19 protein-coding genes are annotated in these 24,661 nt (G+C 59.7%); 13 read left to right on the top strand and 6 right to left on the bottom strand.

Annotated elements, in window-relative coordinates:
- Positions 1-81: 81 nt before the first annotated feature.
- The gene (locus tag F9C28_RS10785; protein WP_199015312.1) at positions 82-2,310 is read right to left on the bottom strand and encodes a TonB-dependent siderophore receptor; all 2,229 of its coding nucleotides are present in this window, start codon (positions 2,308-2,310) and stop codon (positions 82-84) included.
- A 289-nt stretch (positions 2,311-2,599) separates the two neighbouring features.
- On the opposite strand from F9C28_RS10785, the gene fes reads away from it, so the two are divergent.
- The 3 genes from fes to F9C28_RS10770 are packed head-to-tail and all read left to right on the top strand — an operon-like array spanning position 2,600 to position 7,974.
- Entirely contained in the window at positions 2,600-3,820 is a 1,221-nt protein-coding gene (fes, locus tag F9C28_RS10780; RefSeq protein ID WP_332909412.1) for an enterochelin esterase, read from the top strand.
- Positions 3,821-3,838: 18 nt separating this feature from the next.
- Entirely contained in the window at positions 3,839-4,057 is a 219-nt protein-coding gene (locus F9C28_RS10775; RefSeq protein WP_199015311.1) for an MbtH family protein, read from the top strand.
- Positions 4,057-7,974: an enterobactin synthase subunit F gene (locus F9C28_RS10770; RefSeq protein ID WP_199015310.1), complete on the top strand. Its 3,918-nt coding sequence runs from the start codon at positions 4,057-4,059 to the stop codon at positions 7,972-7,974. Before F9C28_RS10775 ends, F9C28_RS10770 begins: the two co-directional genes overlap by 1 nt.
- A 98-nt stretch (positions 7,975-8,072) precedes the next feature.
- Here the strand turns inward: F9C28_RS10770 and F9C28_RS10765 are convergent, their stop codons facing one another.
- Genes F9C28_RS10765 through fepD form a run of 3 tightly spaced genes read right to left on the bottom strand, consistent with a single transcriptional unit; the run spans position 8,073 to position 10,869 of the window.
- Positions 8,073-8,876, bottom strand: coding sequence for an ATP-binding cassette domain-containing protein (locus F9C28_RS10765; protein WP_199015309.1), 804 nt, complete (start codon positions 8,874-8,876; stop codon positions 8,073-8,075).
- The gene (gene fepG, locus F9C28_RS10760) at positions 8,873-9,859 is read right to left on the bottom strand and encodes an iron-enterobactin ABC transporter permease (RefSeq protein WP_199015345.1); all 987 of its coding nucleotides are present in this window, start codon (positions 9,857-9,859) and stop codon (positions 8,873-8,875) included. The genes F9C28_RS10765 and fepG overlap by 4 nt, the downstream gene beginning before the upstream one ends.
- Positions 9,860-9,861: 2 nt before the next feature.
- Positions 9,862-10,869 (bottom strand): Fe(3+)-siderophore ABC transporter permease, encoded by a 1,008-nt coding sequence (fepD, locus tag F9C28_RS10755; RefSeq protein WP_199015308.1) that lies wholly within the window; start codon positions 10,867-10,869, stop codon positions 9,862-9,864.
- A gap of 112 nt (positions 10,870-10,981) precedes the next feature.
- Between fepD and entS the strand changes: the two genes are divergently transcribed.
- Positions 10,982-12,259 (top strand): enterobactin transporter EntS, encoded by a 1,278-nt coding sequence (gene entS / locus F9C28_RS10750; RefSeq protein ID WP_199015307.1) that lies wholly within the window; start codon positions 10,982-10,984, stop codon positions 12,257-12,259.
- Here entS and fepB read toward each other — a convergent pair.
- Positions 12,236-13,174, bottom strand: a complete 939-nt coding sequence (fepB, locus tag F9C28_RS10745; RefSeq protein ID WP_233149027.1) for a Fe2+-enterobactin ABC transporter substrate-binding protein — start codon at positions 13,172-13,174, stop codon at positions 12,236-12,238. The genes entS and fepB overlap by 24 nt on opposite strands.
- Positions 13,175-13,392: 218 nt before the next feature.
- On the opposite strand from fepB, the gene F9C28_RS10740 reads away from it, so the two are divergent.
- The 9 genes from F9C28_RS10740 to kdgT all read left to right on the top strand — a co-directional run bounded on the left by F9C28_RS10740 (position 13,393) and on the right by kdgT (position 23,604).
- Positions 13,393-14,565: an isochorismate synthase gene (locus F9C28_RS10740; protein WP_199015306.1), complete on the top strand. Its 1,173-nt coding sequence runs from the start codon at positions 13,393-13,395 to the stop codon at positions 14,563-14,565.
- An 11-nt stretch (positions 14,566-14,576) separates the two neighbouring features.
- Positions 14,577-16,187, top strand: a complete 1,611-nt coding sequence (locus F9C28_RS10735) for a (2,3-dihydroxybenzoyl)adenylate synthase (protein WP_199015305.1) — start codon at positions 14,577-14,579, stop codon at positions 16,185-16,187.
- A gap of 14 nt (positions 16,188-16,201) precedes the next feature.
- Positions 16,202-17,068, top strand: coding sequence for an isochorismatase family protein (locus tag F9C28_RS10730; RefSeq protein WP_199015304.1), 867 nt, complete (start codon positions 16,202-16,204; stop codon positions 17,066-17,068).
- Positions 17,065-17,817: a 2,3-dihydro-2,3-dihydroxybenzoate dehydrogenase gene (gene dhbA / locus F9C28_RS10725; protein ID WP_199015303.1), complete on the top strand. Its 753-nt coding sequence runs from the start codon at positions 17,065-17,067 to the stop codon at positions 17,815-17,817. Before F9C28_RS10730 ends, dhbA begins: the two co-directional genes overlap by 4 nt.
- Position 17,818: 1 nt before the next feature.
- Positions 17,819-18,232 (top strand): hotdog fold thioesterase, encoded by a 414-nt coding sequence (locus F9C28_RS10720; protein ID WP_199015302.1) that lies wholly within the window; start codon positions 17,819-17,821, stop codon positions 18,230-18,232.
- A 295-nt stretch (positions 18,233-18,527) separates the two neighbouring features.
- Positions 18,528-20,633: a pyruvate/proton symporter CstA gene (gene cstA / locus F9C28_RS10715; RefSeq protein WP_199015301.1), complete on the top strand. Its 2,106-nt coding sequence runs from the start codon at positions 18,528-18,530 to the stop codon at positions 20,631-20,633.
- A gap of 54 nt (positions 20,634-20,687) precedes the next feature.
- Positions 20,688-20,885, top strand: a complete 198-nt coding sequence (locus F9C28_RS10710) for a YbdD/YjiX family protein (RefSeq protein WP_199015300.1) — start codon at positions 20,688-20,690, stop codon at positions 20,883-20,885.
- A gap of 129 nt (positions 20,886-21,014) precedes the next feature.
- Complete coding sequence (locus F9C28_RS10705) at positions 21,015-22,160, top strand: pyridoxal phosphate-dependent aminotransferase (protein WP_199015343.1); 1,146 nt, start codon at positions 21,015-21,017, stop codon at positions 22,158-22,160.
- 412 nt (positions 22,161-22,572) lie between these two features.
- Positions 22,573-23,604 (top strand): 2-keto-3-deoxygluconate transporter, encoded by a 1,032-nt coding sequence (gene kdgT, locus F9C28_RS10700; RefSeq protein WP_199015299.1) that lies wholly within the window; start codon positions 22,573-22,575, stop codon positions 23,602-23,604.
- Positions 23,605-23,665: 61 nt separating this feature from the next.
- Here the strand turns inward: kdgT and dsbG are convergent, their stop codons facing one another.
- Entirely contained in the window at positions 23,666-24,433 is a 768-nt protein-coding gene (gene dsbG / locus F9C28_RS10695; RefSeq protein ID WP_199015298.1) for a thiol:disulfide interchange protein DsbG, read from the bottom strand.
- Between the last annotated feature and the right edge of the window lie 228 nt (positions 24,434-24,661).

Raw genomic sequence — 24,661 nt, 5'->3', positions numbered from 1 at the left:
AGCGATAGGGTTAATAAAACATTACGTGCGCGTGACGGGAAGAAAAACGGGCCGGGCGCAGGGCCAGACCCGTGGATGACATCAGAACTGGGTGTTAATGCTCATATACCAGGTACGGCCAGATTCGTTATAGGTATTGGCGCCGGCGCCATACATATAATTGGTAGTGCCGTTGCTGGTGGTCTGGGCGTTCCCTTCGCGCCAGTGGCGTTTGTCGAACAGGTTGTCGATACCCGCCGTCAGGCTGAGGTTTTTGGTGGCGTCCCAGGTGGCGCTGGCCCCGACGATGCTGTACGGGCTGACCTGGTCTTTTTCGCTGCCGGTGGTCGGCTCGCCTTTATAGTTGTATTTCTTCGGTTTCTGCTTGCCGTACCAGGTAAAGGTACTCTGGACCGAGAGATCTTCCCGCACCTGATAGCTCAGGATGGAGTTCAGGGTGTACTTCGGAATGATTGACAGGCGGTCACCGGTTTCTTTGTTTTTGCTCTTCAGCATATAGGTGATGTTGTTGGTCCACATCACCGCATCGGTCAGCGGCAGGTTCAGGGTGCCTTCCAGGCCCTCTACCACGGCCTTCGGTACGTTCTCCCACTTATAGATATTGGTGGTACCGTTGGAATATTCCGGGGAGTAACCGGCTTCAATCTTATCGCGGTAGTCGTTACGGAACCAGGTGGCGCCAGCCTGATAACCATCACGCTTCCACTCCAGACCAATTTCTTTATTGATGCTGGTTTCGGCCTTCAGGTCATCATTCCCCTGCAGGTAGCAGCCGTTGGTCCCGGCGGAGTAGCAGCCCTGGCCTTTACTGTACAGCAGGTAGTTGGAGTTGGTCTGGAACAGGCTCGGGGCTTTATAAGCCCGGGCGATGCCCATTTTCAGGGTGAGGTCGTCGGTCAACCCCTGGGAGAGGTTAAGTGACGGGCTCCAGTTGGTGCCGACCACGCTGTGGTGGTCAAAACGCAGGGCCGGGGTCAGCATGGTGCTGTCCGTCAGCTCAATATTATCCTCCGCAAACAGTGAGAATATCTGCGCCTGGCTGTACGGGCTGCGGTTAGTGCCGCTGATGCCGTTTACGTTACCGCCCATAAAGGTTTGGGTATTGGACGAGTTATCCTTCATTTTCTGCTGGTTCCACTCGGTACCGAGGGTCAGATTCTGGTTAAACAGCAGATCGAACGGCAGGCTTACTTCACTGTGCAGCATCACATCGCTGAGATCGATTTGGCTATAGCTGTCGCTGGAGAATATCCCCTCGGTGCCCCCGGCCAGACCTTCGTTCATCCGTGAGTTACGGGTGTGTTCGTACTGGCCCCAGGTGTTGGTAGAGATACCGTTATCCCAGGCGCCGGTCCAGGTCAGTGAGTAGGTCTGGCGGTACATCCGGTTGGTTTCGTCGCCGTATTTCTTTTTCACCAGATCGTTGGTGTTGGTGTTTTGGGTATCCCCGGCATACAGGTTGCCCTGGCGGCTGTAACCCGTCTCAAAGGCCAGGGACTGCATTGGCGCGAAGTCCCAGCGGATTTGGCCATTAATGTTTTTATTGATAACCCCTTCGCGGCCGGCGGGCATGGTATCGGCATAGATCCCGGTGCGTTCGGAACGATGATTGGCGTTAATGTCCCGGGCATCGGCCTGGGTTTTGTCCAGATCCCCCCACAGGCGGAAGCTGAAATCGCCGCCCAGCGGGCCAGTCAGGCTGAAGTTAGTCCGTTTGGTGGCGCCTTCAGACTTGTGCTCCGGGGCGTTGAAATAGGTATTCCAGGAGCCGTGCCACTGCTGGCTGCTGCGTTTGGTGATGATATTGACTACCCCACCTGCGGCACCGTTACCGTAGCGGGCGGCGGCCGGGCCGCGAATAACCTCAATACGTTCGATCATTTCCGGCGGTACCCAGTTAGAGTCCCCGCGGGTGTCGCGCTCGCCGCGCCAGCCCTGGCGCACAGAGTTGCGGCTGGTTACCGGTTTCCCGTCTACGAGGATCAGGGTGTTTTCCGGGCCCATCCCGCGAATATCTATCTGGCGGTTGTTACCGCGCTGGCCGGAGGTGGAGTTCCCGGTCAGGTTGACACCGGGCATGGTGCGGATAATTTCTGAAACGTCCCTCGCCGGCGGGCGTTTTTTAATTTCCTCAGCGGTGATGGTGGATACCCCCGGTGCCTGTAAGTTTTGCTGGGCAGCGGTTACTACCAGGGTGTCCTCGTGATGTTCTGTTTTTTTATCCTCAGGAGAGGCGGCTGCGGTGCTGGCGCTGGACTCTGCCGCGAAGGTGGGCAAAGCGGTGCCATAAAGCGCCAGTTGAATCAACATGGCGAGCGTATAGTGTTTTTTTTCATTATCGGTGTGCCCTGCTTTCGGCTGCGCCTCTGTAACTCCGTCCCACAGGGAAGAGGGCAGCGATGATAGTTATAACCAAAACGTCACCGGGTAACCGCCTGAGCTTGCGCAAAAGCCGCCCCGGAATGGCCAGATACTGAATTTTTCAGCGGTGGTTATTGGTGCGGGCCATACTCTATTGCAAATGCAAATTATTATCAATACTATTGCTGTTAATTTTTTACAATTATAATTATTATCACACTTTACATGGGGTTAGTTTGTGGCGTGTATTCCCGGAAGTGGTACCTGGTGGCAGAGCACTCTGGCGCAGGGGGTACCCTGTATTACCCGGCTTGATAATGACACCTGTCGGGTTGAATTTTTCTGGCGCGATCCCGCCGGGGATGCCAGCCATTCCGCCACCCGGCGGGTATGGGTGTGTATTACCGGGATAACCGACCATCACGCCCATAGCGGCCCGCAATCCATGCGCCGGGTTGGCGACAGCGCATATTGGCACTGGGCAACCACGCTCAACAGCCACTGGCGCGGCAGCTATTGTTTTATTCCCTCTGAACGGGAGGACGATTTCCCCCCGGCGGCTTTTGAGCCTGAGCCCGATCGTCAGGCGCTGCGCGAGGGCTGGCGCAAGCTGTTTCCCCGCGCCATAGCCGATCCGCTTAATCCGGACAGCTGGCGGGGAGGGCGGGGGCATCCTACCTCGGCGCTGCAACTGCCCGATGCCCCTATTCAGCCGGGCTGGGACAGGCCAGATACGCCGTTTCATCCCCCTCAGCATATTGAATGGCACAGCACGCGGCTGGGAAATTGCCGCCGGGTGTGGCTCTTTGCCACCGGTGATGACGCCCCGGCACAGCGGCCGCTGGCCATTCTGCTGGACGGTCAGTTCTGGGCGGAAAGCATGCCGGTGTGGCCGGCACTGCAACAGCAAACCAATAGCGGCGCGCTGCCGCAGGCAGTCTATTTGCTGATTGATAACATTGATTTAGCGCACCGCAGCACCGAGCTGCCCTGTAATCCAGAATTCTGGCTGGCGGTGCAGGAGGAGTTACTGCCCCTGGTGCGGCAGCACCAGGCGTGGTCCCCGGCCCCGCAAACGACCGTGGTAGCCGGGCAAAGTTTTGGCGGGTTGTCCGCGCTGTATGCGGCCCTGTTCTGGCCACAGGTCTTTGGCTGCGCCCTGAGCCAGTCAGGCTCGTTCTGGTGGCCGCACCGGCAACGCAATGGCGAGCCAGGCTGGCTGGTGGCGCAGTTGTCCGCAGGGCGGGTGAGCGCTGCCGGATTAGCGATTTATCTTGAAGCGGGCCTGCGAGAGCCGCTCATTCTCCAGGCCCATCAGCGCCTGGTTCCCTTATTACAACCTACTGGACGCGCGGTAATCTACCATCAGGTTGATGGTGGGCATGATGCGCTCTGCTGGCGCGGCGGACTGATGAATGGCCTGATGGCGCTCTGGTCAGTCCACCAGCAAGGGCTTTAATTTTTTCAGGAGCTTGGCATGGAATACAGTAACCCCTTTGACGATCCCCAGGGGCAGTTCTACATCCTTGAAAACGCGACCCGTGAATATAGCCTGTGGCCTGCCCATTGCCCGATCCCTGCCGGATGGCAGATGGTCCGGCCCCCGGAGGCCCAGGCCCAGTGTGTAGCCTGGCTGGCAGATAACTGGCAAACCCTCGCCCCCCAGGCATGGATCGCACGAGGAGAACATCACTGATGCAACAGATAACCGCATTTCCCCTCGTGGCTGCCCAGACCGGGATCTGGATGGCCGATAAACTCTCCCTGCTGCCGAATAGCTGGAGTGTGGCGCATTTTGTCGAGCTTAACGGTGAACTGGACGCGCCGCATTTTGCCCGGGCCATTGTGCTGGGCATGATGGAGGCCGACACGCTGCGTATGCGCTTTGAGGACAGGCAAGGTGAGGTCTGGCAGTGGTTTGACGCGAGTCTGGAGATAACGGCCCCGCAGGTGCTGGATCTGCGCCATGAGCAGCATCCTCAGGCCGCAGCCCGGGCCTGGATGGCGCGGGATATGGACCGCGATTTACGCCTCGACAGCGGTGAGCCGCTCTACCATCACAGCCTGATTCAGGTGGCGGACCAGCAGTGGTTCTGGTACCAGCGTTATCATCATTTGGTGGTCGATGGCTTTAGTTTCACCGCCATTACCCGGCGTATCGCCGAGATTTACACCGCGTTGTGCCGTAATACGCCGCTGGCTGACTCGCCGTTTACCGCCTTCGCCGAGGTCGCACAGGAGTACCGACAGTATCGTGCCTCCCCGGCCTGGGCGAAAGATGCGGCATTCTGGCGCGAGAAAGTGGCAACCATGGCCCCACCGGTAACGCTATCGGCGCTTTCACCGGCGGATCAGCCCTCTGCCTTGCCGATTATTCGCCAGAAAATAGCTTTGAATACTGCCGATTTCGCCGCAGTTACCGACACGATGCGGCAACATGGCCTATCGGCCGCCGATGGGTTACTGGCGCTTATCTCCCTGTGGCTGGGCCGCCTGAGCGGCCGCCAGGCATTTTCCGCAGGCTTTATTTTTATGCGCCGGATTGGCTCCGCGGCCTTGTGTGCCACCGGACCGGTGCTGAATGTGTTGCCCTATGATGTGCGGATTATGCCCGGGCAAACGCTGGCGGCGCTGGCCCATGCGCTGGCGGCCGAAATGAAAACGTGCCGTCGCCACCAGCGCTATGATGCCGAACAGGTCCAGCGCGATCGGGGTGCGGCTGCCCAGGGCTCGCCGCTGTACAGCACCGTAGTGAACCTGAAAATGTTTGACTACCGGCTGGATGTTGACGGTATTGACGGGATAACCCATCAACTGGCCTCGGGGCCGGTGCGGGACCTCGAAATCGCCCTGTATCTGGATGAACAGGGGCAGGGCATTGTCGAGTTGCTGGCTAACCCGGATCGCTACGCGGCTGACAGCCTGCGGCGCCATCTGGAACGCCTGCAATTGCTGGTGCGCCAGTTTGCTGAGCAGCCTGATTTAGCCTGCGATCGGGCCGGGATGTTGCACCCCGGCGAACAGCAGCGGCTGGCGAGGGTTAATGATACCGGGCGGCATATTGCGGCCCTGACCCTGAGTGAGATTATCCACCGCCAGGCGGGGCTGACCCCGGCGGCACCGGCGCTGGCGGATGCCGCCCACCAACTGAATTATCGCCAGATGCGCAGCCAGGTTGTGGCACTGGCCCGGCAGTTGCAGGCCAGGGGCGTACAGCCCGGGGATATTGTCGCGGTGGCCTTGCCCCGGTCGGTCTTTTTATCCCTCGCGCTACAGGCCATTGTGGAGTGCGGCGCCGCCTGGCTGCCGCTGGATACCGGTTATCCCGATGAACGGCTGCATATGATGCTGGAAGATGCCCGTCCCCGGTTACTGATTGCCGATGACACCCAACTGGCGCGCTTTGCGGATTTGCCGGCACTGGCCACCATGACGCTGACGGCGTTGCTGCCCGTGGAGGAAGCGGATGCCGCCCTCGGGGTCTCCCGCCCGGCGCATACGGCTTATGTGATCTTTACCTCCGGTTCCACCGGCCGCCCGAAAGGGGTGATGGTCGATCAGCGGGCGATTGTTAACCGCCTGCTGTGGATGCAGGACCACTACCCGCTGGGGGATCAGGATGTGGTGCTGCAGAAAACCCCCAGCAGTTTTGATGTCTCAGTATGGGAATTTTTCTGGCCGCTGATGGTGGGGGCGCGCCTGGTGATGGCGCCGCCGGATGCCCACCGGGATCCGCGCCTGCTGCGGGAGTTATTCAGCCAGTGGCAGGTTACTACCACCCACTTTGTTCCCTCGATGCTGGCGGCATTTGTCAGCGCCCTGGAGGGGGAGGCCTGTGCGGCCCAGTGCCGCAGCCTGCGCCGGGTGTTCTGTAGCGGCGAAGCATTACCCGTGACCCTGTGCCGGGAGTGGGAACAGCACACCGGGGTGCCGCTGCACAATCTGTATGGGCCGACAGAAGCGGCAGTGGATGTCAGCTGGTATCCGGCCTTTGGCCAGGCCCTGGCCCAGGTGAAGGGCAACAGTGTGCCCATCGGCTGGCCGGTATGGAATACCGGGTTACGCATTCTGGATGCCAGTATGCAGCCGGTGCCGCCCGGGGTGGCGGGGGACTTGTATTTGACCGGTATCCAGCTGGCCCAGGGTTATCTGGGCCGGGCGGATCTGACCGCCAGCCGCTTTGTGGCGGACCCGCAGCAACCGGGGCAGCGGATGTACCGCACCGGTGATGTGGCCCGCTGGCTGGATAACGGCGCCGTGGAATACCTCGGGCGTAGTGACGATCAGCTAAAAATTCGCGGCCAGCGTATTGAGTTGGGGGATATTGATCGGGCGCTGTTACAGTTGCCCGGTGTTGCCCAGGGGGTGGCGAACGCCTGTGTGCTCAATGATAACCTGTCCGGCAGCGGCGATGCCCGCCAGCTGGTGGGCTACCTGGTGGCTGAGGCCAATCAGCAAGGGCTGGATTGCACCGCGCTGCGGGAGCAACTGGCAGAGGCCCTGCCGCCGCATATGGTGCCGGTTATCCTTGTGGAGCTGGGGCAATTACCGCTCAGCGCTAACGGTAAACTGGATCGTAAAGCATTACCGCGGCCGGTACTGGCCCGGGCGGCGGGCCGGGCACCACTGCCGGGTCTGGAAACCAGTGTGGCGCAGGCGTTTGCGGCGCTGCTTGGCTGTGAGGTCGAACGCGCCAGCGATGATTTCTTCGCCCTCGGGGGCCATTCGCTGCTGGCGATGCGGCTCGCGGCGCAACTGCGGGAGCAACTGCACCAGCCGGTGAGCGTCGGGCAGGTGATTATCGCGTCCACGGTAGAAGCGCTGGCCGCGACCCTGGCACAGGGGCAGAGCGAGGACGATGCGCAGCAGGCCGGTTTTGATGCGATATTGCCGTTGCGCCGCGCCGCCGGGCCAACGTTGTTCTGCTTCCACCCGGCCTCTGGCCTCGCCTGGCAGTTCAGCGTGCTACAGCGCTATTTGCCGGGCAACTGGTCGGTTACCGGTATCCAGTCACCGCGCCCGGATGGCCCGATGCAGCAGTGCGCGACACTGGATGAGGTGGTGGATAGCCATCTGGTGACGCTGCGCCAGCAGCAGCCCCGGGGGCCGTATTATCTGCTGGGGTATTCCCTGGGGGGCACCCTGGCTCAGGCACTGGCGGCCAGGCTGGAACAGGCCGGTGAGTCGGTGGCGTTCCTCGGCCTGCTGGACACCTGGCCGCCGGAAAGCCAGAACTGGGCGGATAAAGCCGCCGGGGAGCTGGATCCGGCGGTGCTGGCGGAGATTGAGCGTGAGCGTGATGCCTTCCTCGCCGCCCAGCGCGGGCAGCCGTCGGCGCATCTGTTCAATACGATTTCCGGTAACTACCGGGATGCGGTGCGCTTGCTGACCACCGCCCATACCCACCGGTTTGGCGGTAAAACCACACTGTTCGTGGCCAGCCAGACCCAGGCGCTGGGGATGGACGCCCGCCACAACTGGGGGCCGTGGCTGGGAGAGATGGCTATCTACCCGGTGGACTGTGCCCACGTGGATATTATCTCCCCGGCGCAGTTGGCCCATATTGGCCCGCTGTTGTGTGAGTTGCTGGGTGAACGGCTGACTGAGGCGTAACGCCAGTGATTTACCCCCGAGGCACCCGGGTAGTGGGGTGCCTCTGCTGGGGGGCTGTTAACCTGGCGGCCCGGGGGGCGTGATGTTACCCCGGGCCACTACCGCCCATGGCGCCCCAGGGGCACCACCAGCGGCGTACCGGCCACCGGGTCGGTAATAATCAGGCACTGCATGCCGTAGATGGCTTCAATTAATTCGGCGGTGACGATGTCCCGCGGATCCCCCTCGGCAACAATCTTCCCGTCCCGCAAGGCAATCAAATGGCTGGCATAGCGGCAGGCCTGGTTCAGATCGTGCAGTACCGCCGCCAGGGTATAGCCCTTCTCCTGGTTCAGCTGGCTTAACAGCTCCATCAGATCGATCTGGTGGCTGATGTCCAGCCAGGTGGTGGGCTCATCAAGCAGCAGAATATCGGTTTGCTGGGCCAGCACCATGGCAATCCACACCCGCTGGCGCTGGCCACCGGAGAGATTATCCACCGGGCGATCCGCCAGATCACGGATTCCGGTCGCCTGCATGGCCTTCTGGACCTGCTGTTCATCTTCCGGGCGCCAGCGGCTAAACAGCGGCTGGTGCGGGTAACGCCCGCGCATCACCAGTTCCCGCACGCTGATATCTTCCGGGGTACGGGCATTCTGGGCCAGCAGGCCAATTTTGCGCGCCACACTTTTGGTGGGCAACCCGGCAATGGCTTCCCCGTCCAGCAATACCTCACCGGCCAGGGGCTTCATCAGACGGCTCAGGGTGCGCAGTAAGGTGGATTTCCCGCAGCCATTGGGGCCGATAATCGCGGTAAATTTGCCCTCCGGGATGGCGACAGTCAGCCCGTCTGCCACAATATGTTTCCCGTAGCCGAGGGTTAAGGCATTGCCGCTTAAGCGGGGCTCGACAATCTGGCTCATCGTTTACGGGACTCCTGAATCAGTAACACAATAAGGTAGATACCGCCGATGCTGACGGTAATCACGCCAACCGGCAGTTGGTAGGGTAAAAACAGGCGCTGGGCACACAGGTCCGCCCCCAGCAACAGCACCGCGCCACACAGCGCCGCCTGGGCCAGACCATAACGCACGCTGCCGGACAGGCGGCGGGCAATATGCGGGGCCACCAGGGCCACAAATGAAATGGGCCCGGCCAGCGCGGTGGCGGCGGCGGTCAGGATAACTGCCGCCAGCATCAGCAACAGGCGCGAGCGCTCAACAGGCACCCCGAGGGCGCAGGCGCTGTCATCCCCCATTTCCAGCATCCGCAGGCGGCGGGCCAGCAGCGCCACCGCCAGCAGTGCGATTAGCAACAGCGGGGCAGAGGGAAATGATTTACTCCAGGTCAGGCCATTCAGGGAGCCGGCATTCCACAGTCCGGCAGATATGGCGGTATCCAGTGAGGCGTGCAGTAACAACCAGGTATTGATCCCCAGCAGCATCGCCCGCACCCCAATACCGATAATAATCAGCCGGAAGGTATCAATACCGCCGCGCCAGGCGAATGACCAGACCACCAGGGCGCTGATAATCCCGCCCGCCATGGCCGCCATCGCCACTGCGGTACTCTGCTGGCCAAAAAAGACCATTGCCACCAGCACCCCGCTCCAGGCTCCGGCGTTAAAGCCCATCACATCCGGGCTGCCCAGCGGGTTGCGCAGTAACGACTGGAAAATTGCGCCGCTGACCCCTAACGCCGCGCCAATTAACAGGGCGAGGAGAATCCGCGGCAGGCGCCACTCCACCACGATCAGTTGCAGATTGCGCGGTGCGCTGCCGGTGAGCACGCTATACAGTTGTTGCCCGGACAGCGCAATGGTCCCCCCGGCCAGGCTCCACCAGACCAGCGCCAGCGCCCCAAGGCACAGGGCGGCCACGGCCACGGCGAGCCGGGATACAGGCATCTTCATGACCACCCCCCGCTGCGGCGACGGCGCACCAGATAGATCAACACCGGGGCGCCAATAAAGGCGCTGACAATGGCCACCCGCAGTTCACCGGGCACAATCACCCGGCCAATAACGTCTGCCAGTAATAGCAGTGATGGGGTCGCCAGCAGTGTGGTGGGTAAGATCCAGCGGTGGTCCGGCCCCACCAGCCAGCGGGCCAGATGCGGCATCATCAGGCCGATAAACGCAATCGGTCCGGTAATGGCGGTGGCACTGCCACACAGTAGAGTGACCGCTACCAGCCCCGCGACCTGGGTACCTACCACCCGGTTACCGAGGGCGGTGGCGGTATCGGTGCCCATACTCAGGCTGTTCAGGGCCCGGCTGGCCAGCAGGGCAATCCCACAGCCGGACAGCATCGGGATCAGGGCGGCTTTGAGGGTGATAAGGGTGCGGATATCCAGGGAGCCCGCCTGCCAGAAGCGCAGCTGATCGTAGACGTCGGGATTCAGCAGGGCGATACCGTTACTCAGCCCCTCCAGCACCGCCGCCAGGGCTACACCGGCCAGGGTCAGGCGTACCGGGCTGAGTTGCCCGCCCCCCTGGCTGCCGGTAAGGGCCACCGTGAGTGAGGCCACCAGTGCCCCGGCAAAGGCCATCGCCATCATTGACAGCGGTGACGTAAAGCCCCAGAACGCGGCCCCCAGCACAATGGCAAAACTGGCCCCCGAGTTAACCCCCAGCAGACCGGGGTCCGCCAGCGGGTTGCGGGTAAGGGTTTGCATTAATGCCCCCGCGAGGCCGAGGGCGGCACCGGCCACCATCCCCGCCAGGGTTCGGGGGACGCGGGCGTCCAGAACGATGGTGCATTCGGGTGTCTGGCAGGTAGTAAACAGGGCATCCCTGACGATGGCGGCGGGTATCGACTGGGCGCCGGTGGTCAGGCTGACCACCGACATCACCACCAGTAGTACCAGTAAGCCGGCCAGAATCGCTGCCCGGGGCACTGGCTGAAAACGGCGCATAAGACTCATCCTGATAATTAATAATGATATTTATTATCGTTATCACTTCGGTTTGTTATGGTAGCATGAGCGACCACGTTGATGGTAAGGAAAATTTTGCTAAGGCCATGTAATGAACCAACATTCTTTATTGATTAATCTCAGCCTGTTAAAGACCCATCCTGCCTTCCGGGCGGTGTTTATTGCCCGTTTTATTTCCATTTTATCGCTGGGGTTGTTAGGCGTGGGGATCCCGGTACAAATCCAGGCGATGACCGGTTCCCCGTTCCAGGTGGGGCTGGCGGTGACCCTTACCGGCAGCACGATGTTTATCGGCCTGATGATGGGCGGGGTACTGGCGGATCGTTACGAGCGCCGCCGCCTTATCCTGCTGGCCAGAGGGGCGTGTGGGCTGGGCTTTGTTGGTCTGGCGGTCAACGCCATGTTGCCCGCTCCCTCCCTGGTGGTGATTTATCTGCTGGGGATCTGGGACGGGTTATTTGCCTCCATCGGGGTGACTGCGCTGCTGGCGGCCACTCCGGCCCTGGTAGGGCGTGAGAATCTGATGCAGGCCGGGGCGATAACCATGCTGACCGTTCGCCTGGGATCGGTTATTTCCCCCCTGTGCGGCGGGCTGCTGCTGGCCTGGGGTGGCCCGGCCTGGAACTATGGCTTAGCCGCTTTTGGCACGTTAATTACCTGTGTAACCCTGCTCAGGCTGCCGACGCTACTGCCGCCGGAGATGCCCCGCATCCATCCACTGCGTGCCCTGGGGAGCGGTATTGCGTTTTTGCTCCGCCATCCGCTGGTGGGGGGGATTGCGCTGACTGGCGCGCTGCTGACTATGGCGACGGCGGTGCGGGTGCTGTACCCGGCCCTGGCGCAGGGCTGGCAGATGACCACCGCGCAAATCGGCCTATTGTATGCCGCCGTGCCGCTGGGGGCCGCCACCGGGGCCCTGACCAGTGGCCGTCTGGCGCTATACAGCCGCCCGGGGCTACTGCTGCTGTTGAGCAGTATCGGTGCATTTGTCGCCATCGGGCTATTTAGCGTGATGCCGGTGTGGGTGGCCGGGGCGGTATTGCTGGCGGTGTTTGGTTATCTGAGCGGGATAAGCTCCCTGTTGCAGTACACCCTGATTCAGCGCCATACCCCGGATGAGATGCTGGGGCGAATCAACGGATTGTGGACTGCCCAGAATGTCACCGGGGATGCGATTGGGGCGGTATTATTGGGGAGCCTCGCCAGCCTGGTGACCCCTCAGTGGGCGGCCAGCATGTCCGGCACGGCGCTGGCTATTGTGGCGATTGTGCTGACCCTGCTGTTTGTGCAGTTACGCGGGTTACGTCAGCAACCGCCAGCAGCGGATGCCGCTGGCGGTAAGTCATCACGAGCCGAACAGGGTGGTTAACCGTTCCAGAATCAGCGTGGCGCTGTAGTAATCGAGGCGGAACGTTTCGGTGCCCAGCGCCCATACCTGGTGGTGTTGTACCGCCGGAATATGGGCCAGCAGCGGATCGTGGCTCAGGGCCGTCGCGTCCTGGTCATTATTCGCAAACAGCAGCAGAGACTGGCCGTTCAGGCCGCTGGCCAGATTTTCCCCTCCCAGTTGCACGATGTCATGGCGTTTACCCATGCTGGTACTGGGTTTGAGCGTCTCCGGCAGGCTGGCTAACTGAAACCCTAACTGATGCAGCATCTGGCCCTGGGCGGACTCGCTGGTCCACAGGTTGGCGCTGTGTGCGGCGGGGGTATAAACCAGGGCGCTCACTGGCTGGGGGGGCAGGGTGATGTGCTGGCGGGCTTTCGCCAGTTGTGCATTGAACTCGGCAATTCGCGCGGCGGCCTGTTTTTCATGGCCGGTAATGGTACCCAGTTGGGTCAGTAACTGCTGCCAGCTTTTGTCGTCATAGTTAATGACCAGGGTCGGGGCGATGGCCGAGAGCTGATCATACAGCGGCAGCGCCGAATCCCCCCCGGTGGCGCTGATCAGGATAAGATCCGGCATTTGGGCGGCTATCGCCTCGGCGTTGGCTTCCCCAATGTACAACCGGGTCAGATGACGCTGTTTGGCAATCTTCCCCCACTGGCGCAGGAACCCCTGGCTATCCGCCACCCGGTTATTGGGTGTGGTCGCGCCGCTGGCGATCACCGGCGCATCCAGCGCCAGCAGGGAGCCGGTCAGGGTGACACTGGTAGAGACAATACGCACCGGCGCCTGGGCCAGAACGTGGCTGCCTTTGATGTCGGTAACGGTACGCGGCCAGTCGCTATCGGCGTGGGATGGCGTGATAAACGAACAGAAAAAGAGCGTGGCGGCAGTCATTGCCGCACGCAGAATCATCGGCGGAGTCACGGGTGTTATCTCTCTTATTTGGCTGGGAATACGTCTCATTTTCATCGCTGAGCCGGTAAAGCACAAGGGGCAATTCAGGGAAATCTGCGGTGCAGTGGTTGACACCAGGCAACGTAACACTTACGTTACGCTCCAAAATACAAATGATAATTATTATTAATCACCTTATCGTTTACGTTGGAGGGTGCATGGATACACTTTTAAAGGAAGAACGGTCAGAGGGGGCGACAATGCCCGCACAAGACAGTTTTGGCTTTATCTCACCGTTGCGCAGTTTTATTACATCAGGGTGTTTCCGGCGCATTGCGACGCCAGCCCAGGCCGGGGCCGATCCCCGTAGCCCGTTTAGCCAGCAACTGGCCCGTGCGTTTGGTGACGCCCGCGCCGCAGGTATTGACCATCCGCTGGTGGTGGGGGCGATTCCGTTTGATACCCGTCAGCCCAGTGAATTGTTTATTCCCGCGTCCTATCAGGACATGACTCCCCGACAGGCGGCCCAGCGCTTTGCGGCCGCTAGTGGCTGGCCCTTGCCGGCACCGGTCTTGCGGGTGGAGATCCCCGGTCATGATGTTTTTACGCATATGGTGGCGCGGGGGGCCAGCGCCACCCGCCAGCCGGGTATTGACAAGGTGGTGCTCTCCCGGCTGATTGATATTCGCTGCACGGCGGCGCCGGACAGCCGCACTATCATGGGCCGCCTGATGGCCCAGAACCCCACCAGTTTTAATTTCCACGTGCCGCTGGCGGATGGCGGCGTATTGCTGGGGGCCAGCCCGGAACTGTTAGTGCGTAAAACCGGCCGCGTGTTCAGCTCGCTGCCGCTGGCGGGGACCGCCCGTCGTGATCGGGATGATCCGGTGCGCGATGCGCAGATCGGGGACGCTTTGATGCAGTCCGCTAAAGACCGTCATGAACACGCGCTGGTTATTGACGCCATGCGCCAGCAGTTACAGCCCCTGGCGCAGTGTCTGGCCGTACCTGCCCAGCCCTCCCTGATCACCACGCCAACCTTATGGCATCTGGCCTCGGCGATTGAAGGCGAGAGTGCGGCCAGCGTGCTGGCTCTGGCCTGTCTGCTGCATCCGACCCCCGCCCTGAGCGGTTTCCCACACCAGCAGGCGATGCAACTGATTGCCGAGCTGGAGCCGTTTGATCGCGGCCTGTTTGGCGGCATTGTTGGCTGGTGTGACGAACAGGGCAACGGTGAATGGGCGGTCACCATTCGCAGCGCTCACCTGCGTGGTGAGCACATTCGCCTGTTTGCCGGGGCCGGGATCGTGCCGGACTCTTCCCCCGAATCAGAATGGCGGGAGACCGGGGCAAAACTGGGCACCATGTTAAATGTATTAGGGCTTAAGTAAGGACAACCGTCATGGCGATTGAATTTAACCACTGGCCGGAAGATTTAGCCCGGCATTACCGGGCCCGGGGCTACTGGGTGGATTTGCCCCTCGGGGATATTCTTGACCGGCATCAGCACAGTGATGCCGTTGCACTGATTGATGGCGAACGCCAGTACCGCTATCGGGAACTGCATCAGGCAGTAAACCGTCTCGCCGGGGCATTCCAGCGGCGCGGGCTGACCACCGGTGACACCGCCCTGGTGCAGTTGGGTAATAACGCGGAATTGTGCATTACCCTGTTTGCGCTGTTGCGGATAGGCGTGGCGCCGGTCAATGCGCTATTCAGCCACCAGCGGACCGAGCTGGACGCCTATGCGGGCCAGATTGAGCCGGTACTGCTGGTGGCGGATCGTCAACATGCCCTGTTCCGGGATGACCACTATATTACGGCGCTACAATCCCGCCTGCCGGGGCTGGCCACCGTGGCGCTGCTCAACGACGGCGGTGAACGCGATCTGAGTGGCTGGATTGATGAACCCCAGCAGACCCCGGTGAACGGCGCCAGCCAGCCCGGGGAAGTGGCGTTCTTCCAGTTGTCCGGCGGCAGCACCGGGACACCGAAACTGATCCCCCGTACCCACAATGATTACTACTACAGTATTCGCCGCAGCGTTGAAATCTGCGGCTTTAACGCCGCGACCCGTTTCCTGTGTGCTATTCCGGCGGCCCATAACTATGCCATGAGCTCCCCGGGTTGGCTGGGGGTCTTTTATGGCGGTGGCACTCTGGTCCTGGCGGCGGACCCCAGCCCGACTCGCTGCTTCCCGATAATCGAACAGCAGCAGATCACCCATACGGCTCTGGTTCCCCCGGCGGTGAGCCTGTGGCTCCAGGCCCTGCGAGACGGCGTACAGGCCAACTTATCCACCCTGACCTTATTGCAGGTGGGCGGGGCGCGGTTATCGGAAGCGCTCGCCCGGCGGATCCCGGCGGAGATTGGCTGCCAGTTACAGCAGGTCTTTGGTATGGCGGAAGGGCTGGTGAACTACACCCGGCTGGACGACAGCGATGAGGTGATTTTCACCACGCAGGGGCGGCCAATGTGCCCGGATGATGAAGTTCGGGTGGTGGATGAGGACGGTAATATTTTACCGCCAGGCACTGAAGGGCGGCTGATGACCCGTGGCCCCTATACCTTCCGTGGTTACTATCGCAGCCCGGAACACAATGCCCGGGCCTTTGACCGCGAAGGATTTTACGGTTCCGGGGATCTGATTGTCGTCGGTGAGGACGGCAATATCCGCGTGGTTGGCCGGGAAAAAGATCAGATCAACCGCGGGGGCGAGAAGATCGCCGCCGAAGAAGTCGAAAACTTGCTGCTGCGCCATGAGGCTATCCTGCATGCGGCGCTGGTCTCAATGGAAGACGAACTGATGGGGGAGAAGAGCTGCGCATTTATTGTCGGCCACCGCCCGCTGCGGGCCGTTGAGATCCGTCGTTATTTGCGTGAGCTGGGCGTGGCGGAATTTAAATTGCCGGACCGGGTAGAAATGGTGCCGGATCTGCCGCTGACCGCGGTGGGTAAAGTCGATAAAAAACGCCTGCGCCAGATCATCGCTGACCATCAACTGGCCCGGTAATAGAGGAGAAGATAATGGCAATTCCAAAACTGACCGGCTATGCGCTGCCGGTAGCGGCTGATATTCCTGACGGCAAAGTGACGTGGGGGTTTGACCCGTCCCGGGCGGCGCTGTTGATCCACGATATGCAGGATTACTTTATTAATTTCTGGGCCCCGGAAGACCCAATGATTGCCCAGATGGTGGCGAATATCGTCGCCCTGCGCCAGTTCTGCAAACAGCAGGGGATCCCGGTGTATTACACCGCCCAGCCGGATAACCAGAGCGATGCCGATCGCGCCCTGCTGAACGATATGTGGGGGCCAGGTATCAACCAGCACCCGGCGCAGAAAACCATTATTGCTGCCCTGGCCCCGGAGGCCGACGACACGGTGCTGGTGAAGTGGCGTTACAGCGCGTTTATCCGCTCCCCGCTGGAGCAGGCGCTGAAAGAGAGTGGCCGGGACCAGTTGCTGATTTGCGGGGTGTATGCCCATATCGGCTGCATGACTACCGCCACCGACGCGTTTATGCGCGACATTCAGCCGTTTATGGTGGCGGATGCGCTGGGTGACTTCAGCCGCGACGAGCATCTGATGGCCCTGAAATATACCGCCGGGCGCAGTGGCCGGGTGGTGCTGACCCGCGAGCTGTTATCCGCGGCTGATGCGTTGCCCGCCACGCAGGAGGCGTTACGCGCCATGATCCTGCCGTTGCTGGATGAAGACGAACAACCGGAAAATGACGAGAACCTCATCGACTACGGGCTGGATTCGGTACGCATGATGTCCCTGGCGGCTAAATGGCGCAAAGCCCACGGCGATATTGATTTTGTGATGCTGGCGAAGACACCGACCCTCGATGCCTGGTGGGCGCTGTTGTCACGGGAGCCACAGCCATGAGCGGGGAATTCAGCGGCCAGTATGTCTGGGTAACCGGGGCCGGGAAGGGGATTGGCTACCAGACGGCACTGGCTTTTCAGCAAGCCGGGGCGCAGGTTACCGGGTTTGATCTCGCCTTCCCGCAGGCGGACTACCCGTTCAGCACCGTGGTGCTGGATGTGGCGAATGCCGGCCAGGTAGCGGCAGTATGCCAACAGCAACTGGCAGAGCAGCCGCGGCTGGATGTGCTGGTCAATGCCGCCGGGATTTTGCGCATGGGGGCCACCGACAGCTTAAGCGATGCAGACTGGAACGACACCTTCGCCATTAATGTCGGCGGCGCGTTTAACCTGTTCCGCAACACCATGGCTTGCTTTCGCGCCCAGGGCAAGGGGGCGATTGTCACCGTCGCCTCTGACGCCGCCCATACACCGCGCATCGGGATGTCGGCGTATGGTGCCTCCAAAGCCGCCCTGAAAAGCCTGACGCTGACGGTGGGGCTGGAGCTGGCACAGCACGGCGTGCGCTGTAATCTGGTGTCGCCTGGCTCCACGGATACCGATATGCAGCGCGGGATGTGGGCCTCTGCGGATGCGGAGCAACAGCGGATTCGCGGCTACGCCGGGCAGTTTAAACTGGGGATCCCGCTGGGGAAAATCGCCAAACCCCGGGAGATTGCCGACACCGTACTGTTCCTCGCGTCACCCCGCGCCAGCCATATCACGCTACAGGATATCGTGATTGACGGCGGCTCTACCCTGGGGGCCTGAGATGATCTGGAAACGTCCGTTAACCCTCGATGCCCTGAACGAGATGAACGCCGGTACCCTGGTGGAAAACCTCGGGATCCGTTATACCCGCCTGACGGATAACAGCCTGGAGGCGGAGATGCCGGTGGATATCCGCACGGTGCAGCCGTTTGGTCTGTTACACGGCGGCGCCTCTGCGGCCCTGGCCGAAACCCTCGGCTCGATGGCCGGTTTTCTCACCAGCCAGCCGGGGCAGTGTGTGGTGGGCACGGAGATAAGCGCCACCCATCACCGGGCGGTGACCGGCGGTGTGGTGCGCGGGGTTTGTACGCCGCTGCATCTGGGCAAAAACAGCCAGACCTGGGATATTGCCATTTACGATGAACGCGACCGGCGCTGCTGTACCAGCCGCTTGTCCACCGCCATCCTGGGTTAATAACCGCGCCAGCATCACCCGCATGATGCTGGCGCGATATGTGGCTTTCCGCGCTGCCGGCGCATGATTTGCCCCCTCTCAAGAACGCTTGTTTTCCAGTAAGTTATTTAGCACGCTCTGCCGGTAACTCCCTTCTTTTGCTAAGCACAGCAAGTGATCCCCGTAACAAGTCTCACCAAAAAGCCCCCTGAAAAGCCGTTTTGTTGTGTTTCGATATTGTTAATTTTCGGCAAATGCTTTAGATCACTTTGTAACTTTGTATTACAGGCTATTGGGAAAAACATGGGCGACAGATATGAATAAATCAGGGAAATACCTTATCTGGGTGGTGCTCTCATTGCTGGGAGCATTCTCACTCGGGTACATCGCGCTAAACCGCGGTGAACAGATCAATGCGTTATGGATTGTCGTGGCCTCGGTATGCGTCTATTTGATTGCCTACCGCTATTACGGGCTGTTTATTGCCAAACGGGTGTTGTCTGTTGACGCCACCCGCATGACACCGGCGGTACGCCATAATGATGGCCTCGATTATGTGCCAACCGATAAGAAAGTGCTGTTCGGTCACCATTTTGCCGCCATTGCCGGGGCAGGGCCACTGGTAGGGCCGGTGCTGGCGGCGCAGATGGGCTACCTGCCGGGCATGCTCTGGCTGCTGGCCGGGGTGGTACTGGCCGGGGCGGTGCAGGATTTTATGGTGCTGTTTGTCTCTACCCGCCGGGATGGCCGTTCCCTGGGAGAGCTGGTCAAAGAAGAGATGGGCAACACCGCCGGGGTGATTGCCCTGGTGGCCTGCTTTATGATCATGGTGATTATCCTTGCGGTACTGGCGATGATCGTGGTGAAAGCGCTCACCCACAGCCCCTGGGGGACGTACACCGTCGCCTTTACCATTCCGCTGGCGCTGTTTATGGGGGTCTACACCCGCTATATTCGCCCGGGGCGGATTGGCGAAGTGTCAATCATCGGCCTGGTGATGCTGGTTTTTGCCATTATTTCCGGTGGCTGGGTCGCAGAGAACCCGGCATGGGCGCCGTATTTTGACTATACCGGCGTGCAGCTGACCTGGATCCTGGTAGGTTATGGGTTTGTGGCGGCGGTTCTGCCGGTGTGGCTGCTGCTGGCCCCCCGGGACTATTTGTCTACCTTCCTCAAAATCGGCACCATTGTTGGCCTGGCCATCGGTATTCTTATCATGCGCCCGACCCTGCAAATGCCGTCGCTGACCCGGTTTATTGATGGTACTGGCCCGGTGTGGGCGGGGGATCTGTTCCCGTTCCTGTTTATCACCATCGCCTGTGGCGCGGTGTCCGGCTTCCACGCGCTGATAGCCTCCGGGACGACGCCGAAAATGCTGGCCAACGAAAATCAGGCGTGCCTGATTGGCTATGGCGGTATGTTGATGGAGTCCTTCGTGGCAATCATGGCGCTGGTGGCGGCCTGTGTGATTGACCCGGGCGTCTACTTCGCCATGAACAGCCCAATGGCGGTGCTGGCACCGGCAGGCACTGCCGATGTGGTGGCGTCGGCGGCCCAGGTGGTGAGTGGCTGGGGCTTCCAGATAACCCCGGATGTGCTGCACCAGATTGCCAGCGATGTCGGCGAACAGAGCATTATCTCCCGCGCGGGCGGTGCGCCGACCCTGGCGGTGGGGATGGCTTATATCCTGCACGGTGCCCTGGGCGGCCTGATGGATGTCTCTTTCTGGTATCACTTTGCCATCCTGTTTGAAGCGCTGTTTATTCTGACGGCGGTGGATGCCGGTACCCGTTCGGCGCGCTTTATGCTCCAGGATCTGCTGGGTGTGGTTTCCCCGGGCCTGAAACGCACCGATTCGTTACCGGCTAACCTGCTGGCAACCGGGCTCTGTGTACTGGCGTGGGGTTACTTCCTCCATCAGGGGGTGGTGGACCCACTGGGCGGTATTAACACCCTGTGGCCGCTGTTCGGTATTGCCAACCAGATGCTGGCCGCCATGGCGCTGATGTTGTGTGCGGTTGTCCTGTTCAAGATGAAACGCCAGCGGTATGCCTGGGTGGCGTTAGTGCCGACCGCCTGGCTGCTGATCTGTACCCTGACGGCGGGCTGGCAGAAAGCCTTCAGCCCGGATGCGCGGGTCGGTTTCCTGGCGGTGGCCAATAAGTTCCAGGGGATGATCGACAGCGGCAATATTCCGGCGCAGTATACCCAGTCACAACTGGCGCAACTGGTGTTTAACAACCGTCTTGATGCCGGGCTGACCATCTTCTTTATGGTGGTTGTGGTGGTTCTGGGGCTGTTCTCGATTAAAACAGCACTGAAAGCGCTGAGAAACGACCAGCCGACGGCACGGGAAACGCCGTACCAGCCAATGCCGGAAAATTATCAGCAAATTGTTGATGAGGCGAAAGGCGTCCATTAATCTGTCAGTCAGGCCGGGAAACCGGCCTGACTTTCATCCACCGGAGGAGCCATAATGTTTGATACGCTGGCGAAAGCAGGACGTTACCTTGGGCAAACTGCCCGGCTGATGGTTGGGGTGCCGGATTACGATAATTATGTGGAACATATGCGGGTTAACCACCCTGATCAGGCGCCAATGACCTATGAGGACTTTTTTCGTGAGCGCCAGGATGCCCGCTACGGCGGCAAAAATGGCGGCCGCTGTTGCTGAGTGCTGGCGCGGCAGATGATGTTTTTTCAAGACGTATAGACGTCTGTGGTGAGGGGCCTTCCCCCGTGTTAAGGTGGTGAAATAACAATTAATTCACCGTGAAGGCCACCTGCTATGAGCGATATCCCCCTGATCCCGCAAAGTAAACTTCCCCACCTCGGTACCACTATTTTTACCCAGATGAGCGCCCTGGCCCAGCAACACCAGGCGATCAATCTTTCTCAGGGGTTCCCTGATTTTGACGGCCCGCAGTATCTTCAGGAGCGCCTGGCCTGGCATGTGGCGGCGGGGCACAACCAGTACGCGCCAATGACCGGGGTGCCTGGGTTACGCCAGGCCATTGCCGACAAAACCGCCCGGTTATATGACCACCGGCCAGATGCCGACGCTGAGGTGACGGTAACCGCGGGGGCCACGGAGGCGCTGTTCGCCGCGATCACGGCGCTGGTGCGCCCCGGTGATGAGGTTATCTGCTTTGATCCCAGTTATGACAGTTACGCTCCGGCGGTTGCGCTGGCGGGTGGGGTAGTGCAGCGGATAGCGTTGCAGCCACCGGCTTTTCGCTTCGATGCCCGGGCGCTGGCGGCGCGGATATCGGACCGCACCCGGCTGGTGATTATCAACACCCCGCATAACCCCACCGCCACCACCTGGCCGGCGGAGGACTTTGCCGCCCTGTGGCAGGTGATCCGCGAGCGTGAAATCTACCTACTCAGTGATGAAGTCTACGAACATATTTGTTTCGCCCCTCAGGGCCATTGCAGTGCGTTATCCCATCCGGGGCTGCGCCAGCGCAGTGTGGTGGTGTCATCGTTTGGTAAAACCTACCATATGACCGGCTGGAAAGTGGGCTACTGCATTGCACCGGCGGCCATCAGCGCCGAGCTGCGTAAGGTACACCAGTATCTCACTTTCGCGGTCAATACCCCGGCTCAGCTGGCGCTGGCGGATATGCTGGCGGCGGCCCCGGAGCACTATCTCGATTTGCCGGCGTTTTACCAGGCAAAGCGCGACCATTTTATTCGCGCCCTGGCGGGCAGCCGGTTAACACTGTTGCCCTGTGAGGGGACCTATTTTCTGCTGGCGGATTACGCCGCCATCGCCGATAGCGATGATGTCACTTTCTGCCGCTGGCTGACCACAGAGGTGGGCGTGGCGGCAATCCCCCTTTCGGTATTCTGTGACGGCCCCTTTCCACACCGCATGATTCGCCTGTGTTTTGCTAAGCAAAATGCCACCCTGGACGCTGCCGCCAGTAAGCTTTGCGCGCTGTGATTTCCCGCCGGCCCGGGCGGTTTTCCTCCGCGGGCCGTGCCTCTTTGTTGTGTGTTACCCACCGTATTTTCCCGCCTGTCATCCGGTTTTTTTCATCGCTATAACCCGCGTGAAAACTAAAAATGTGATTTGCACAATAAAACATAAAACAATGTTTCGTTTTATGTTGATCATTGTTTTGTTCTGGAACAGAATCATTAACAGATAATTAAAATGGTTCGTGAGGTTTGCGGAAAACAGGTAATCATTTTTAAATTATTAAATAACTGAGTTAATTATTTGACGCTGCTGTTTTTAATGGTGGCACGGTTTTCTGTAACCTTTAAATAATTATAACTTATTGAATTTATTGAAAATAAATCTTGTTGGCATCTCTGGTGACTCAGCCACGCAACATTTTCTGGAGTTTTTTATGAAAATCAAAGCGACGATGGAAAAAATGCCCGGCGGAATGATGTTGATTCCTTTATTACTGGGCGCAATGGTTAATACCTTCGCGCCGGACGCGGGTAATTATTTTGGTTCCTTCACGAAAGGCATGATTTCTGGCACGGTACCGATTCTGGCGGTATGGTTCTTTTGTATCGGTGCCTCTATTGATTTACGGGCCACCGGGACAGTATTGCGTAAGTCCGGCACCCTGGTGCTGACCAAGATCCTGACCGCCTGGGTGGTGGCAATGATTGCGGCGGCGTTTATTCCCGAGCACGGTGTTGAAGCTGGCCTGTTCGCGGGCTTGTCCACCCTGGCCATTGTCTCCGCGATGGATATGACCAACGGCGGGCTCTATGCCAGCCTGATGAACCAATATGGTTCGAAAGAAGAAGCGGGGGCGTTTGTTTTAATGTCCCTGGAGTCTGGCCCGCTGATGACCATGGTTATCCTCGGTTCTGCCGGGCTGGCTACCTTTGAACCGCATCACTTTATCGGCGCGGTGCTGCCATTCCTGGTCGGTTTTGCGCTCGGTAACCTGGACCACGATCTGCGTGAGTTCTTTGGCAAGGCAACCTCAACGCTTATTCCGTTCTTCGGTTTCGCGCTGGGTAACACTATTAACCTCGGCGTGATCCTTGATACCGGCCTGTTGGGTATTCTGCTGGGGGTTGGGGTGATTATTGTGACCGGTATTCCGCTGATTCTGGCTGACCGTCTGATAGGCGGTGGTAACGGTACTGCCGGGATTGCCGCCTCTTCGGCAGCGGGGGCTGCGGTGGCTAACCCGGTGATTATTGCCCAGATTAACCCGGCGTTTGAACCGGTAGCGGCCTCGGCAACGGCGCTGGTAGCGACCAGTGTTATCGTTACCGCGATTCTGGTGCCGATTATCACCGCGCTGTACTCACGCCGCTTTAGTAAGGCCAAAGACAATAAAGTGAGTGCCGGGGCCAGTGTAACCGGCACCGCTAGCGGGCCGGGGAAAAAATCGGCCTTTACCGGGCACTAAGCACAACAGGCAGTCTTGCTCACAGGCCGGGTGCACCCCCGGCCTGTTGGTGTATGCACGGTTATTTATCCCCCATGATCACCGGCATTTTTTCCGCCTCCGGTAACCCCACTTCCTGCTGCAGTACCTGATCCTTAGTCATATAGTAGATAGCCGGGGTGCCGCTGGCGCCCAGCGCATCCATCAGTGCGGTATTCCCCTTAATGGCGTCAGCCTGGGCGGCGGATGCCTGCGCGCTGGGGGCGATTTTCAGTTTTCCGTTGCTGCTTTCAAGATCATGCCAGGCTTTGGCCGGATCTTTACTGGCCAGGATGGCGGCGGCATAACCGGCGCTTTCAGGTTTAATCACACCCACCAGCAGTGTGCGGATCTGCACTTTGCCGGACTCCACCCAGGGGCGGGCCTGCTGCCAGAATTGATGGCAATAGGGGCAGAAGGGGTCGGCAAAAACATAAATAATGTGCGGGGCGCTGGCTTTGCCATCGGCAATCCAGGGGGCGCTGGCCATCTTCTGCCACATTTCCCGGCCCGCTGGGGTGTAGAGCTCATCGCTGATCAACTGCTCGCTGAGGTTTTTGCCATTCGCGTCATACAGATAGCCGGATACCGCATGTTTGCCGTCCGGCGTAACGTAAATGGTTACCCCCATATCCTGATACTTGCCGAGATAACCTGTCATCCCGCCCGGTGCATTAAATTTTTTAATGATAGTGATGCCCTGTTTGGCAATGCCCTGAACCGGGGCCGGTAGGGTGGCGGGATCGAGGGTCTGGGCCACAGTAGCCCCGGATGACAGCAGTAAAAGACTGAGCAAAAACATTTTTTTCATAAAGTACATCCATGAGATTTCTAAAGATGGATATCCGCCTTCGAGTGTAACAGGATATCTGGCAGGTGTTGTGATACTTAAAAAACTGGGTGAGAATGGTAAAGTAATACCGCATGATATGTGTGCTTCACTTACATATCACTAACGGTATTAATGGATATATCACATTACCGGCGGTCATAAAGGCATGCCGGTAATGGTCATCTGCACCGTACCGGAGCATAACGC

The sequence above is a fragment of the Shimwellia pseudoproteus genome (assembly GCF_016415625.1).
Taxonomy (GTDB): domain Bacteria; phylum Pseudomonadota; class Gammaproteobacteria; order Enterobacterales; family Enterobacteriaceae; genus Shimwellia; species Shimwellia pseudoproteus.
The sequence above is the reverse complement of the archived record's forward strand: the minus strand, read 5'-3'. Positions and strand labels throughout refer to the sequence as shown.

Bases quoted from the DNA above. Each gene is read 5' to 3' on its own strand.
- F9C28_RS10785 (WP_199015312.1), bottom strand. From the start codon at position 2,310: ATGTTGATTCAACTGGCGCTTTATGGCACCGCTTTGCCCACCTTCGCG.
- F9C28_RS10775 (WP_199015311.1), top strand. From the start codon at position 3,839: ATGGAATACAGTAACCCCTTTGACGATCCCCAGGGGCAGTTCTACATC.
- F9C28_RS10770 (WP_199015310.1), top strand. From the start codon at position 4,057: ATGCAACAGATAACCGCATTTCCCCTCGTGGCTGCCCAGACCGGGATC.
- F9C28_RS10765 (WP_199015309.1), bottom strand. From the start codon at position 8,876: ATGAGCCAGATTGTCGAGCCCCGCTTAAGCGGCAATGCCTTAACCCTC.
- fepG (WP_199015345.1), bottom strand. From the start codon at position 9,859: ATGCCTGTATCCCGGCTCGCCGTGGCCGTGGCCGCCCTGTGCCTTGGG.
- fepD (WP_199015308.1), bottom strand. From the start codon at position 10,869: ATGCGCCGTTTTCAGCCAGTGCCCCGGGCAGCGATTCTGGCCGGCTTA.
- entS (WP_199015307.1), top strand. From the start codon at position 10,982: ATGAACCAACATTCTTTATTGATTAATCTCAGCCTGTTAAAGACCCAT.
- fepB (WP_233149027.1), bottom strand. From the start codon at position 13,174: ATGACTGCCGCCACGCTCTTTTTCTGTTCGTTTATCACGCCATCCCAC.
- F9C28_RS10740 (WP_199015306.1), top strand. From the start codon at position 13,393: ATGGATACACTTTTAAAGGAAGAACGGTCAGAGGGGGCGACAATGCCC.
- F9C28_RS10735 (WP_199015305.1), top strand. From the start codon at position 14,577: ATGGCGATTGAATTTAACCACTGGCCGGAAGATTTAGCCCGGCATTAC.
- F9C28_RS10730 (WP_199015304.1), top strand. From the start codon at position 16,202: ATGGCAATTCCAAAACTGACCGGCTATGCGCTGCCGGTAGCGGCTGAT.
- dhbA (WP_199015303.1), top strand. From the start codon at position 17,065: ATGAGCGGGGAATTCAGCGGCCAGTATGTCTGGGTAACCGGGGCCGGG.
- F9C28_RS10720 (WP_199015302.1), top strand. From the start codon at position 17,819: ATGATCTGGAAACGTCCGTTAACCCTCGATGCCCTGAACGAGATGAAC.
- cstA (WP_199015301.1), top strand. From the start codon at position 18,528: ATGAATAAATCAGGGAAATACCTTATCTGGGTGGTGCTCTCATTGCTG.
- F9C28_RS10710 (WP_199015300.1), top strand. From the start codon at position 20,688: ATGTTTGATACGCTGGCGAAAGCAGGACGTTACCTTGGGCAAACTGCC.
- kdgT (WP_199015299.1), top strand. From the start codon at position 22,573: ATGAAAATCAAAGCGACGATGGAAAAAATGCCCGGCGGAATGATGTTG.
- dsbG (WP_199015298.1), bottom strand. From the start codon at position 24,433: ATGAAAAAAATGTTTTTGCTCAGTCTTTTACTGCTGTCATCCGGGGCT.